The organism is Bacillus cereus group sp. MYBK220-1, from assembly GCF_051916445.1.
Lineage (GTDB): Bacteria > Bacillota > Bacilli > Bacillales > Bacillaceae_G > Bacillus_A > Bacillus_A cereus.
Window position 1 is genome coordinate 45,969 of the sequence record NZ_JBQAGQ010000006.1, and the last position, 13,534, is coordinate 59,502.

The following is a 13,534-nucleotide window of genomic DNA, read 5'->3' on the forward strand; positions in this document are numbered from 1 at the left end:
ATATTTTATAATGTAAGTGGTTACATTTAAGGGGGAATGCGTATGTTTTCAGTTCAACCAATCGCATTTGTACATAATGAAAGAAAGGAAATAAAAGATGATGAGTGGGGAGAAGTAAGATCCCGTATAACTTTAACTGAAATGTATGCAGAAGAAAGTATACAAGGGATTGAAGATTTTTCTCATATTGAAGTTGTTTTTTATTTTCATAAAGTAACTGACGAGCAAATTCAGTATTTTGCTAGACATCCTAGAAATAATAAGGATTATCCTGAAGTAGGTATTTTTGCACAGCGCGGAAAAAATCGCCCGAATCGCATAGGTGTAACAATTGTAAAGGTGATCAAAAGAGAAGGTAAATCAATTATTGTTGAGGGATTAGATGCTATTAATGGTACTCCTATATTGGATATAAAACCAATAATGAAAGAGTTTATGCCGAAAGAAGAAATACACCAGCCTAAATGGGCAACGGATATAATGAGACAGTATTGGAAGGGGAATGGAGTAAAATGAGAATATATGAGGCAACAATTGCAGATTTAGAGGGACTAGCATCAGTTTTTAATAACTATCGCATGTTTTATAGGCAGGATTCTGATTTAGAAGGTGCAAAAGTATTTTTACGAAATCGAATTGAGAAAAAAGAGTCCGTTATTTTCGTAGCAGTTGAAGGCGGCGAATATATTGGATTCACGCAACTATATCCATCATTTTCTTCCATTTCAATGAAAGAATTATGGATTTTAAATGATTTATTTGTACAAGCGGCGAAGCGTGGAGCCGGAACAGGTAAAAAATTATTAGAAGCTGCTAAAGAATACGCATTAGAAAATGGAGCAAAAGGTGTAAAATTGCAAACAGAGATTGATAATTTATCAGCACAACGATTATACGCTGAAAATGGCTATTTGAGAGATAATCGTTATTTCCATTACGAATTAACGTTTTAAAAAATTAAGTTGAAAGAGGCATTTTCAAGAAAAAGAATTTCTTTGTAATGAGAAATTCTTTTTTATTTTTGCCTAAATTAAAAAATACATTAATGAAAACGATATTTATTTATTGTTAAGCGATAAACGTTGTGATAAAATTATGTTGCCATTAAATAAGTGAGGTATTGTAAATGAATCTTAAACGAAGTTCAACAACGTTCTTAAAAGTAATTATTTTTCTTGCTGGAATTTCAGTACTTGCTTTATGCATATTTTTAGTGCCGGAAATGGCGAATTTCGCAGCAAATTTGTATCCTAATATTGCTCCGATGAAATATCTTGTTTTCATTGTGATGTATGGAGCAGCTGTGCCTTTTTATGTTGCTCTTTATCAGGCTTTCAATCTTTTACAGTACATTGATGAGAACACAGCGTTCTCGGAATTATCAGTAAAGGCGTTAAAGAATATAAAGCGCTGTGCAATTACAATCAGTGGTTTGTATGTATTAAGTTTGCCACTTTTTTATTTTATAGCGAAAAAAATGGACCCTCCTATTGGGTTAGTGGGACTCATTATCGTTTTTGCTTCGCTCGTTATCGCCGTTTTTGCTGCTATCCTCCAACGACTTCTACAAGAAGCAATTCACATAAAATCAGAAAATGATTTGACGGTCTGAGGTGGCGGATATGACAATCATTATTAATATTGACGTCATGTTAGCAAAACGAAAAATGAGTGTAACGGAGCTTTCAGAGAAGGTTGGAATTACGATGGCGAATCTTTCTATTTTGAAAAATGGGAAAGCAAAAGCGGTTCGTTTTTCAACATTAGAAGCGATATGTAAAGCTTTGGAGTGTCAGCCAGGGGATATTTTGGAGTATAAAAACGATGAGAATACTCAATAAAAACAGATAACAAATGTAAATAATAGAAGTCAATAAAGAAGGGATAGCCACTAAGCTATTCCTTCTTTACGTTAATTGCTGTTACTAATAAAAAATATAATTTGAATTGCAATGTTTGCGTATCAAAAGGGAACTTGCTACCTTTTGAGGTGATCTGTTTTGTGGAATACAATTATTTGCCAAAAAGGTTATTTTAACTATGTTTTAAATTATTTCGGGTGAATCAAAATTTTCATTTGTATTATAGTTGATTTAAAACCCAGTTTGTTGCATCTTCAAAGTTATCTGCAATGTAGTTTGGTTCAATATGTGCCCATTTGTCTCGGTACGTATGCAAAGCATCATACCCAGCGCCTGTTCGGACTAGAATCGTAGTCGCATTTACTTTTGCTCCTGCAACAATATCAGTCCAACGATCACCAACTACAGCACATTGTGTTAAATTAAGTCCATGTTTTTTTGCTGCTTTAAGCAGCATGCCTGTACTTGGTTTACGGCATTCACAACCATCACCGTGTTTATGAGGACATACATAAATATCATCAAAACCGAAGCCTTCTAATTCTTGTACAAAATCGGCTACAGTTGCTATTCCATCTGCGATACCGGGTTGATTTGTGAAAGAGAAAATTTTTATATTTTTAGCTTTTAGTTTTTGCAAGGATGTTTTTGTGAATGGAAATAATGTAAAAGATCCTGGATAATGTATTGTAGTGTCACCACCAATTGTACCGTCACGATCAATGAAAATTGCTTTAATGTTTGTCATAGTTATAGTCCCTTCACTTTATAAAGTAGTTTAAAAATATTTTACAAATCGGTAGCCATTTACTTCATATCCTAATTTTTTGTAAAAAGGATGAGCTTCTACTCTTTTTGTTCCACTAACTAGCCATGTGCCAATGCAATTATGTTTCTTTGCTAATTGCTCGGCATAATCCATCAAAACTTGTCCAATGCCTTTCCGTCGTATGTTAGAATCAACGCTAATAATTGAAATCTCTCCATAACGTGTTACATCTTCTAAATTTTCACGTATACGAAATCCAAGTAATCCAAATATAGCTTCTTTTTCCTCGTAAACATATAAAAAATCAAACGGACTCATTTGTACGAATTGTAATCGGTTGTTCATATCTTCATAGGAAATAGAGGAACCTTTTAATTCTTTCGTTAAAGAACAAAGTGCGTCTATATCATCTATCGTTGCTTCACGAATTTGAAAAGACATATTATCCACTCCAATAAAATGTAATCAAACATTTAATATTCTGTTAAAAAATGTTTTTTCCTGCTATGAAAATAAATATTTTATAATGATATATAGATAGCTATATGTTATTCTTTTCCTTGATTGTATTAGAAATGGAAAGAAGGGGAATGCATGTTAAAAGTAAATATCCGCTCAGCTGGATATGAAATAGGCGAAAAAATAATTCATGATATAGCTTTTTCTATCGAAAAAGGTGAACTAGTTGCTCTTATTGGAGCAAATGGTGCTGGGAAGAGTACGACGATTAAAACGATACTCGGATTACTTGTAAATATGGACGGTGAAATATCATTCGGTGAAAAGAAAAATCCGTATGCATACGTACCAGAACATCCAACATACTATGATTACTTGACGCTCTGGGAACATATTGAATTATTAATGGCAGCTCGTGGAAGTGAAATGGGAAGTTTGGAAGAACGAGCGGAACAATTATTACATACTTTTCGAATGAATAAGCATAAACATGAGTATTTATCAAAGTTTTCAAAAGGCATGAAACAAAAATCGATGCTAATATTGGCGTTTTTAACTGAGCCAGATTTTTATATCATTGACGAACCTTTTATCGGTTTAGATCCAGTAGCTACGAAAGAGTTTTTAAATTATTTATATAAAGAAAAAGAGCGCGGGGCAGGAATTTTACTTTGTACGCACGTATTAGATACTGCTGAAAAAATTTGTGAAAGATTTTTACTCATTTCACAAGGTACATTAGTCGCAGATGGACATTTAGAATCTATTCAAATATTAGCGGAAATGCCGGGTAGTTCATTATTAGACTGCTTTGATGTAATTGTAAGGCGTGAACAACATGATTAAACAACAATTTTATAAGAGATTACGCCATGAACTCCAGCGGAAATGGAAGTCTATATATTCGGTAACAGATTGGACAGTCGCATTATATATTATTATTCCAGCACTTATATTTATGGGAATCTATTATCGATCGCTATGGATAAATGAATTATCAACGGAAGAGACGATTTATTTCGGATTAGGATTACTCGCATTTTATTTAGTAACATATCCAAGAGGAGTTCGTTCATTTTTTGAGCAAGCGGATAGTTTATTTTTAATTTCGTATGCAACACATATGCGAAAATTAGTCCAGTATGGCATGATGTACACAGTTGTTCGAATAGCGATAACGAATATAATAGTAGTCGTTATTATGTTACCGGTGTTGATGAAAAGTATCGAAGTAACAGAGATACAAGTCCTATTATTTTGGGTATTCTTTACTATATTTCGATTTATGTTGTCGTTGTTAACGAGATTTGTTCATGTACATGTGGGGAAACGATGGATTTTATGGATTGTAAAAAATGTAGTATTTTCTATGAGCGTGTCCTTTTTTGGAATTAGTTTATTTTTTATTTATAAAAATCCGTTGTATTCAATTTTATTTATCGGTCTAGTAATTTTCTTAAGTAGTGTATTAGTAAAAGAGAAAATGAATTATAAAAAGTTCTTTTTTAAAGAAATCGAGAAAGAAAAGGAGGAAAGCATGCGCTGGACGAGCGGAATTATGCAAGTTGGTGGTCATGCGGCTAAACCGAGTAGTTCGAATAAAAAACCGTGGATGTTTCCGCGCTCTAAAAGACTTTTAGGGAAAAAAGCTGATTCTCGTATTGTCGAATCTTTTTTGAAAGAATTTTTCCGTACAAGTACTGCACGAATATTTTATATTCAAATTGTATGTATCAGTACTGCAAGTATAATTATGACTCCAAGGTGGATTGCAGCTATTGTTCTCGTATTTGCTGTAGTTGCAATTTCTCGCTATGCACGTGATTATTGGAATGAATTTACGAATAAGATGTTTCTTCGTTTATATTGTGATGAAGGGAAATTACTATTGTTAAGATGGAAGGCAGATCGTTATTTATTACTACCAGCAATACTTTTATATGGAATAGTTATACTTTCACAGTTTTATTTATTGCCAGCTGTGGTAGGCAGCGTTGTTTTTATTTTATTAATTGTATGGATTGTATTTGTACCATTAAAAAAGAGCCATTGACGGCTCTTTTTCTAGTCTGTAACACATTGATAAATAAAATATACTAAAACGAGTATACTTGCGGCGGAATACATGACATCTAAAGTCATCTGATCGCCTCCTTATTGTTGTTGTATTTTTATTGTATGAAATCTTACAATTTCATATTCAAGTGAAAAATATGTGAACGTTAACAAAAATGTAAAGTGCAAAAATTACAATCATTTTGTATAATAGAAGAAACCACCGTTATATAAAAAATAATGAGTGAAAGGGGAGGGAACATAAATGCCAAATTGGTTTAGAAAAACCTTAGTCGCATTAATTACCGTGTTTACATTTGGTTTAGTGACGCCTCCTTCCATATTACTTGATAATGCCAAAGCTGCGGACAAGCCTACGAGCACAGCTGGGCAACAAAGTTTGGAGAGCACGTCCTATACATATGAAGAAACGAATGACAGGTTAACCACCGATACTTTTATTACTTATGCAATGCAAGAAGCAGAGAAGCAGTCGATGCAAAAGTTTGGTACTAAAATTGGTCCAGTAATTGAAGATGAGTTTAAAGATGTAATATTACCGAAAATTGAAGAGGCAATTGCTGAGCTTGCTAGTGATGTACCAGAAGATTCACTACAATCATTAGCGATTTCTCAAAAACCAGCTGGTGGAAATAATGAGAAGATTTTTCACGTCTACGATACGAAATCTGGAAATGATTTATTGCGTTTCCATGTAAGAAGAGATCATCCACCGCAAGATGGTTATTATTTTAATTTCCATTACCACCGTTTTGATGATGGATACTCTGGACATCATGAGTTAGGAAATATTTATTGGAATACGAATGTACCACCGAAATGGTTGTCTTAAAAAGAACAAGAGAAAATCTTGTTCTTTTTTATTTTTATAGAAGGGACAGACAACTATGTTGTTGAATAACATAGGTTTAGAAAAAAGAAGCAAAGGGAGTATGGGAATGCAAAAATATATTGTTTTTGACTTTGATGGCACATTAGTAGATTCACAAAATATATTTGTACCGATTTATAATCAACTTGCTGAAAAACATGGGTATAAAGCAGTAAAGGAAGACGAAATTGAACATTTACGTAAATTAACGATGCCAGAGAGATGTAAACAACTTAATGTACCACTGTATAAACTACCGATATTAGCGTTGGAATTTTATAAATTATATCAGCCTGCTATAAAAAATCTCGTTTTGTTCCATGGGATGAAAGAAGTATTAGATGAACTACATAAAAAAGGCTACGGAATTGCAGTCATATCATCGAACTCAGAAGAGCATATTCGGGCGTTTTTACACAAGAATGGTATCGAAAATATTCAAGAAGTGTATTGTTCTAAAAATTTGTTTGGTAAAGATAAAATGATAAAAAGATTTTTGAAATCAAAAAAAATAACAGAGAAAGATATGTTATATGTCGGTGATGAACAGCGAGACGTAGCAGCGTGTAAAAAGGCTGGAGTGAACGTAATTTGGGTATCTTGGGGATATGATGTTATTGAAACAGTGAAAAAAGATGCACCAGATTACATGGTTCATAAGCCGATGGAAATTGTGCAAGTAGTACAAGGAGCGTATTCTTAATATGAATACACTGCGAGCAGGCATTCATCATATTGAATTTTGGGTAGCAAATTTAGAGGAATCCATTTCTTTTTATAATAAGTTGTTTTCCATAATTGGGTGGAGAAAGTTAAATGAAGTAGCATATAGCACAGGAGAAAGTGAAATATACTTTAAAGAAGTAGATGAGGAAATTGTAAGGACGTTAGGGCCTAGACATATTTGTTATCAAGCTATTCATAGAGAAGTAGTTGATGAAGTAGCAGATTTTCTTTCTAGTACGAAAGTGAAGGTAATACGTGGTCCAATTGAAATGAATCATTATTCGGAAGGTTATTATACGATTGATTTTTACGATCCGAATGGATTTATTGTAGAAGTTGCCTATACACCAAATGCAGAAATGTAAGGGGAATAGATATGAAGATAATTACAGCATGGCAAAATAATATACAAATAGTAAAAGATGCAGTGGATATTAAAGAAATTTCTAAAGGTTTTTCGCCTGATAAGAAATATATAATTACGAGTACGAATAATGAAAAATATTTATTGCGGACAGGCGATATAAAAGAGTATGAAAGAAAGAAAATAGAGTTTCAAATTTTAAATGAAATGCAAAATCGTAGTGTGCAAGCACAAAAACCAATTGAAATGGGTTTGTTGGCAGAAGAAGGTTTATGCTATGGCATTTTTTCATATTTAGAAGGGGAGGATGCGAAGAAGCTATTGCCTACGTATTCACCAAAAGAACAATATGATATTGGTATAGAGGCAGGAAAAGATTTAGCAAAAATGCATACATATGAAGCTCCTAATAATATACTTCCATGGTATGAAAGAGCAATGAAAAAACATAGTAAATATTTAGAGGCATATAAAACATGTGGAATAAACATAAAAAATGATGATAAAATCATAAAGTTTATTGAAGAAAATGAAATATCTTTAAAGAACCGCCCAAATCGATTTCAACACGATGATTTTCATTTAGAAAATATAATTGTACGGGATGGAAAATATGTAGGTGTTGTTGATTTTAATGGCTACGACTGGGGCGACCCACTTCATGATTTTGTGAAAATTGCACTGTTTGCAAGGGACATTAGTATTCCGTATTCAATCGGACAAATAGAAGGATACTTTAATAGGAAAATACCAGAGGAGTTCTGGAAATTATACACAGTGTACGTTGGTATGACAGTTTTCTCCTCAGTTGTCTGGACATTACGAGCAGCACCGCATATGTTAGAGGATATGTTAGAGCGTCTTACTATAGTTTTAGAGGATCATAATAACTTTGAGTTATCGAAGCCAATTTGGTTTCAACCAGATAAGATTGATATGAAATAGAAAAGGTAGGTGTGATTCGCACCTACCTTTATTTTTTACCATCAAAATACTTATTTAATTTTCTTAAATGTAAGCGGCTGAGTACTTAATGTAGCTGGTACATGTAACTGAAGGGATGGGAATTCACCACTTACATTCATTTCATAAGCGAATAATAAGCTCATTTTCATTTGGAATAAGTCAACTTTTGCAGAGAAGATGTCGTAATGATGATGCCCTAATTGAATATCCATTTCCATAAATTGTGCATATAACGAATCATCTCGTTTGTATACTTGTAATGTTCCGTATGCAGGATGTTCAAAAGTACCAGTATAATCCTCTAACTTGTGCGAAGGTGTAGTCCCTTTAATTTGTTCAGGGAGGGATTCAGTTGCTTCTTTCATCATTTCCTTCATTTTTTTAGTATCTTCTACAGCACGTTTATGCCAATCAATGGATTCTAATTCAAGTAGTTCGTCATAAATTTGATTAGCGAGATAAGTAGGAAGTAATGTTCCTCCAGCATTCGTTAAAATGACAAGGCCTATGTTTTCTGTTGGTATGAATGAAACAAGCGCTGAAAATCCATCGATATTACCGCCATGATGAATCACTTTTTTACCACGATAAGCGCTAATAAACCAACCAAGACCGTAACTATTTAATGGAGATTCAGGGAGTGATAAAACCGGTTGGTCTGGAATTGAATTGTGTGGTGTATACATTTGTTGTAATAATTCAGAGGAGATTAATTCATGATCTCCAAATTTTCCTTCATTTAAGTGGAGAAGTACCCAATTTGCCATATCTTCAATTGTGGAATTAATACACCCAGCAGCGCCAACTGTATCGATGTTACGGAATGGAACTGCTTTTATTTCACCGTCATTTTCAATGTAAGGTAAAGCATAATCATCTGTAGTTTGTGAATCGTTAACAGAGAAGTTTGTATGTCTCATATTTAAAGGTTCTAAAATATGTTCTGTAGTGTATTGCTCCCACGTTTGATTTGTAATGTTTTCAACAATGTAGCTAATTGTTGCATACATTAAGTTGTTATATAGAAATGCAGTTCGGAACGGTGCATCAAGTGGTAAATGTTTTATTTTTTCAACGAGATCTTTTCGAGATAAGGAAGAACTGTACCAAAGAGCCTCATGACGACTCACTCCAGTTCGATGAGAAGCTAAATCCCGTCCTGTAACTTGTGAGCTAGCAAGTAGTTCAGATAAAGTAAAGTTAGGTATATAAGACTGGATAGGGGTATCCCAATTAAACTTTTTTTGCTGTGCTAACAAGCTTAATGAAAGTGTGCCAAATGCTTTCGTTGAGGAACCGATTGCGAATCGAGTATTCGGTGTAACAGCCTCTTTTGTTTCTATATTACGATAGCCAAAACCTTCTGAAATAATAACTTCACCGTCTTTTATAACAGCGACAGCAGCACCAGGAACATTTAAATCCTTCATCATTTTTTCAACCGTTGTTTGTAAAGAAGTCATAACAGGCGTTTCAATTTTAGACATACTTCTAACCTCCAAATATAAATTTTGTTCTACCGCACTATACTTTCGGTAATAGAAAATGAAAACCTTTTTATATTCGGAAAGTTAATAATTTTGTAAGAATTAGCGCAAGAAATTTTATTAATTAGGATTATTAAATTTATCATTTTTCATGTTATGATAAATTGCATATACGATTGAAAGAAGGTTTTCCTACATATGAAACATGCTGAAAATGAATACTTAAATTTATGCCGCCATGTAATGGAACATGGTACGAAGAAAGAAGACCGTACAGGGACAGGCACTGTATCTGTATTTGGATATCAAATGCGTTTTGATCTAAGTAAAGGTTTTCCTTTATTAACAACAAAGAGAGTACCGTTTCGCCTTGTAGCAAGTGAACTGCTTTGGTTTATGAAAGGTGATACAAATATTCGCTATTTATTGCAGCATAATAATAACATTTGGAATGAATGGGCTTTTAAGAGCTGGGTAGAAAGTGATGAGTATACTGGTCCTGACATGACTGATTTTGGTCTTCGCTCACAACAAGATGAAGAATTTAAAGTACAGTACGACGAGCAAATGGAATTGTTTAAAAAGAACGTTTTAGAAGATGATGAGTTCTCAAATAAATATGGTTATTTAGGAGACGTTTACGGTAAACAGTGGCGTGCTTGGAAAACGACAGCTGGTGAGACACTTGATCAATTAAAAGATGTAATTGAAATGATTAAAAAAACACCAGACTCACGTCGTTTAATCGTTTCTGCTTGGAATCCAGAAGATGTACCAAGTATGGCCTTACCGCCTTGTCATACGCTATTCCAGTTTTATGTAGCAGATGGAAAGCTTTCTTGTCAGTTATATCAAAGAAGTGGTGACATATTCCTTGGAATTCCATTTAACATTGCAAGTTACTCACTACTAACACATTTAATTGCACATGAATGCGGACTTGAAGTGGGAGAATTTGTTCATACAATTGGTGATGCACACATTTATACAAATCATTTTGAACAAGTAGAAAAGCAATTGGCACGTGAACCACGTCCATTCCCGAAACTTACATTAAATCCAGATGTGAAATCTGTTTTCGATTTTGAAATGGAAGATTTAACGATTGAAGGATACGATCCGCATCCAGCAATTAAAGCACCGGTTGCAGTATAATTGTAGAGGAGATGAAAAAATGATTGTTTCATTTATGGTCGCTATGGACGAAAATAGAGTAATTGGTAAAGATAATAATTTACCTTGGCGTTTACCGAGTGAATTACAATACGTGAAGAAAACAACGATGGGTCACCCGCTTATTATGGGAAGAAAGAACTATGAAGCGATTGGTAGACCACTGCCTGGAAGACGTAATATTATTGTAACTCGTAATGAAGGGTATCATGTTGAAGGCTGTGAAGTTGTTCATTCTGTAGAAGAAGTGTTCGAACTATGTAAAAATGAAGAAGAGATTTTTATTTTTGGTGGAGCGCAAATTTACGATCTCTTTTTACCTTATGTAGACAAGTTATATATAACAAAAATCCATCATGCATTTGAAGGAGATACATTCTTCCCAGAAATAGATATGACAAATTGGAAAGAGATTTTTGTAGAAAAAGGTTTAACGGATGAAAAAAACCCGTATACGTATTATTACCATGTATATGAGAAACAACAATAATAAAAAAGATTGATGTGAGAATTCGCATCAATCTTTTTATTTATATTCACTAATATAAGTTTATAGATGAGATTCGATAGTGCTATAATGATAGGTAGCATGTAAAAATGCTAAAATTTTCAAAAGTACTAATATAGAAAGAGGAGGAGAATCGATTGAGAAAGATATGGGGGATTCTTTTTCTTTGCTTAGCATTCATGTTAGTTGGATGTGGTAAAGAAGAAAAACCACAAGAAGCGTTTGATACATATGTAAAAGCGTGGAATAAACAAAAATTTGCAGATATGTATGATCAACTATCAAAAAATGCAAAAAAAGATATTTCAAAGAAAGAGTTTACTGAGAAATATGAAAAAATTTATTCTGGTATCGAAGTGAAAGACTTAAAGGTAGAAACAGGGGAAGTAAAAGAAGATAAAAAAGATGAAGGTCCTGTTCCTTTTAAAGTAAGCATGGATACAGTTGGTGGTAAAATTACATTTGGTCATGAAGCAAAAATGGTGAAAGAAAAAGATGGAGATAAAGAATCTTGGAAAATAGATTGGACTCCTGATTTTATTTTCCCAGGCATGACGAAAGATAGTAAAGTGCGTATGCAGACAACACAGCCAAAACGTGGTGAAATATACGATCGTAATGGAAAAGGTCTTGCAACGAATGGGAAAGCTTCTGAAATCGGATTGATTCCTGAAAAGTTAGGCGATACTGCTCCGCAAACGAAAGAAACAGTAGCGAAGTTATTAAATATGTCTGTAGAAGAAATTGATCAAAAATTAGCTGCTAAATGGGTAAAACCAGGGTATCTCGTACCAATTGGAATTTTGCCTGAAGGGGCAACACAAAATACGTACATTGATTTACCAGGTGTTTCAACAAAACCTGTAAATGTTCGTACATATCCGTTAGGGGAAGCGGCAGCTCATCTGACTGGTTATATTGGAAAGGTAAATGCTGAAGATTTAAAAACGCTACAAAAGAAAGGCTATCAAGCTGATGACCCAGTTGGTAAAGCTGGTTTAGAGCAAGTATTAGAGGAAAAGTTACGCGGTAAAAAAGGTGGCCGTGTCTTTGTAGAAGATGCGCAAGGAAAAGAAATTAAAAACTTGGCAAAAACAGATGCTGTTGATGGAGAAAATGTAACTTTAACTATTGATAGTGCTGTTCAAGAAAAAACGTATAATGAAATGAAGGGTGAAGCTGGTTCAAGTGCAGCAATTAATCCGAAAAGTGGAGAAACAATTGCACTAGTAAGTAGTCCAGCATATGATCCTAATATAATTGCACGAGGGACATCGAAGGCACAACGCGAAGCTTGGAATAATGATCCGAAAAAACCAATGACAAATCGCTTTACACAATTGTCGGTACCAGGTTCTGTATTTAAACCTATTACAGCTGCAATTGGTCTTGAAACGAAAACGATTGATCCAAAAGAAGAGTTGAAAATTGAAGGATTAAAATGGACAAAAGATTCTTCTTGGGGTAATTACTATGTAACGCGTGTGAAAGATGCAAATCCGATTGATCTTGATAAGGCGATGAAATACTCGGATAATATTTACTTCGCACAAGAAGCTTTGAAAATCGGAAAAGACAAGTTTATGAGTGAAGCAAAAAAATTCGGATTCGATGAGAAACTACCAATTGAATATGGATTCCCTGCTTCTAAAATTGCAAATGACGGCATTAAAAATGATATTCAAATGGCAGATACGGGATATGGACAAGGACAAGTATTAATGACTCCTCTTCATTTAGCTTTAACGTATGCGCCAATTGTAAATGATGGAACGATTCCGTCACCGTATATTATTAAAACAGATAAACAACCAAAAGCTTGGAAAGAAAATGTAATTTCTAAAGGAAATCAGGATATATTAAAAACTGCAATGACGAAAGTAATTAATGATCCAGATGGTACAGGGAAAATTGCTAAAATTGATGGCATGACTCTTGCTGGAAAAACAGGTACAGCGGAATTAAAAGTATCAAAAGAGGCCGAAGGAAAAGAACTAGGTTGGTTCGCTGCATTTGATTTAAATTCCCCAGATATGGTCATTACAATGATGATTGAAGATGTAAAAGGTAGAGGCGGAAGTAATATTCCAGCTGAAAAAGTAAAACATGTATTTCAAAAATAATATGTAATAGTAGGCTATCTCTATAAGTTGTAGAGGTAGCCTATTTATATGAAAGAGTTTGTAATATCCGTATACTAAATTTTAAGGAAACAAAGTAAATCATTAACTTACGAAAAAAAAGTAGCTATTTTTTATTGACATTGATTAAAA

At 33.7% G+C, this 13,534-nt stretch carries 16 protein-coding genes; 13 read left to right on the plus strand and 3 right to left on the minus strand.

Annotation, left to right across the window (positions count from 1 at the left end; translation table 11 throughout):
• Positions 1 to 42: 42 nt before the first annotated feature.
• The 4 genes from ACTFRU_RS21935 to ACTFRU_RS21950 all read left to right on the plus strand — a co-directional run bounded on the left by ACTFRU_RS21935 (position 43) and on the right by ACTFRU_RS21950 (position 1,841).
• Positions 43 to 516 carry an SAM-dependent methyltransferase gene (locus tag ACTFRU_RS21935; protein WP_000493252.1) on the plus strand — a complete coding sequence of 158 codons (474 nt, stop codon included), beginning with the start codon at positions 43 to 45 and terminating at the stop codon, positions 514 to 516.
• Positions 513 to 953 (plus strand): GNAT family N-acetyltransferase, encoded by a 441-nt coding sequence (locus tag ACTFRU_RS21940; RefSeq protein WP_001223881.1) that lies wholly within the window; start codon positions 513 to 515, stop codon positions 951 to 953. Before ACTFRU_RS21935 ends, ACTFRU_RS21940 begins: the two co-directional genes overlap by 4 nt.
• Positions 954 to 1,126: 173 nt before the next feature.
• Entirely contained in the window at positions 1,127 to 1,612 is a 486-nt protein-coding gene (locus ACTFRU_RS21945; protein WP_016122418.1) for a DUF2975 domain-containing protein, read from the plus strand.
• A 10-nt stretch (positions 1,613 to 1,622) separates the two neighbouring features.
• On the plus strand, positions 1,623 to 1,841 hold the full coding sequence (locus ACTFRU_RS21950; RefSeq protein ID WP_000152534.1) for a helix-turn-helix domain-containing protein: 219 nt from the start codon (positions 1,623 to 1,625) through the stop codon (positions 1,839 to 1,841).
• 241 nt (positions 1,842 to 2,082) lie between these two features.
• Here ACTFRU_RS21950 and ACTFRU_RS21955 read toward each other — a convergent pair whose 3' ends face one another.
• Positions 2,083 to 2,610, minus strand: coding sequence for an HAD-IIIA family hydrolase (locus ACTFRU_RS21955; protein WP_000181785.1), 528 nt, complete (start codon positions 2,608 to 2,610; stop codon positions 2,083 to 2,085).
• A gap of 30 nt (positions 2,611 to 2,640) precedes the next feature.
• Positions 2,641 to 3,072, minus strand: a complete 432-nt coding sequence (locus ACTFRU_RS21960) for a GNAT family N-acetyltransferase (RefSeq protein WP_016122419.1) — start codon at positions 3,070 to 3,072, stop codon at positions 2,641 to 2,643.
• A 153-nt stretch (positions 3,073 to 3,225) separates the two neighbouring features.
• Between ACTFRU_RS21960 and ACTFRU_RS21965 the strand changes: the two genes are divergently transcribed.
• The 6 genes from ACTFRU_RS21965 (at position 3,226) to ACTFRU_RS21990 (ending at position 8,072) form a co-directional block, all read left to right on the plus strand.
• Positions 3,226 to 3,936 carry an ABC transporter ATP-binding protein gene (locus ACTFRU_RS21965; RefSeq protein ID WP_440037864.1) on the plus strand — a complete coding sequence of 237 codons (711 nt, stop codon included), beginning with the start codon at positions 3,226 to 3,228 and terminating at the stop codon, positions 3,934 to 3,936.
• Complete coding sequence (locus tag ACTFRU_RS21970) at positions 3,929 to 5,143, plus strand: ABC transporter permease (protein WP_102956374.1); 1,215 nt, start codon at positions 3,929 to 3,931, stop codon at positions 5,141 to 5,143. Before ACTFRU_RS21965 ends, ACTFRU_RS21970 begins: the two co-directional genes overlap by 8 nt.
• A 267-nt stretch (positions 5,144 to 5,410) precedes the next feature.
• Positions 5,411 to 5,998, plus strand: coding sequence for a YpjP family protein (locus ACTFRU_RS21975; protein ID WP_001134421.1), 588 nt, complete (start codon positions 5,411 to 5,413; stop codon positions 5,996 to 5,998).
• 106 nt (positions 5,999 to 6,104) lie between these two features.
• A complete protein-coding gene (locus ACTFRU_RS21980; protein ID WP_025687389.1) occupies positions 6,105 to 6,740 on the plus strand; it encodes an HAD family hydrolase in 636 nt (211 codons plus the stop codon).
• 1 nt (position 6,741) lies between these two features.
• Positions 6,742 to 7,128: a VOC family protein gene (locus ACTFRU_RS21985; RefSeq protein ID WP_001094668.1), complete on the plus strand. Its 387-nt coding sequence runs from the start codon at positions 6,742 to 6,744 to the stop codon at positions 7,126 to 7,128.
• Positions 7,129 to 7,139: 11 nt separating this feature from the next.
• Positions 7,140 to 8,072 carry an aminoglycoside phosphotransferase family protein gene (locus ACTFRU_RS21990; RefSeq protein ID WP_000692085.1) on the plus strand — a complete coding sequence of 311 codons (933 nt, stop codon included), beginning with the start codon at positions 7,140 to 7,142 and terminating at the stop codon, positions 8,070 to 8,072.
• A gap of 50 nt (positions 8,073 to 8,122) precedes the next feature.
• On the opposite strand, the gene ACTFRU_RS21995 is transcribed toward ACTFRU_RS21990, so the two are convergent.
• Positions 8,123 to 9,580, minus strand: coding sequence for a serine hydrolase (locus ACTFRU_RS21995; protein ID WP_114555965.1), 1,458 nt, complete (start codon positions 9,578 to 9,580; stop codon positions 8,123 to 8,125).
• Positions 9,581 to 9,778: 198 nt separating this feature from the next.
• On the opposite strand from ACTFRU_RS21995, the gene ACTFRU_RS22000 reads away from it, so the two are divergent.
• From ACTFRU_RS22000 to pbpC, 3 genes are all read left to right on the plus strand, one after another.
• Entirely contained in the window at positions 9,779 to 10,735 is a 957-nt protein-coding gene (locus ACTFRU_RS22000) for a thymidylate synthase (protein ID WP_000679609.1), read from the plus strand.
• A gap of 19 nt (positions 10,736 to 10,754) precedes the next feature.
• Complete coding sequence (locus tag ACTFRU_RS22005) at positions 10,755 to 11,243, plus strand: dihydrofolate reductase (RefSeq protein WP_000637205.1); 489 nt, start codon at positions 10,755 to 10,757, stop codon at positions 11,241 to 11,243.
• Between the two features lie 155 nt (positions 11,244 to 11,398).
• Positions 11,399 to 13,384: a penicillin-binding protein 3 gene (gene pbpC, locus ACTFRU_RS22010; RefSeq protein ID WP_086389039.1), complete on the plus strand. Its 1,986-nt coding sequence runs from the start codon at positions 11,399 to 11,401 to the stop codon at positions 13,382 to 13,384.
• The last annotated feature ends 150 nt before the right edge of the window (positions 13,385 to 13,534 follow it).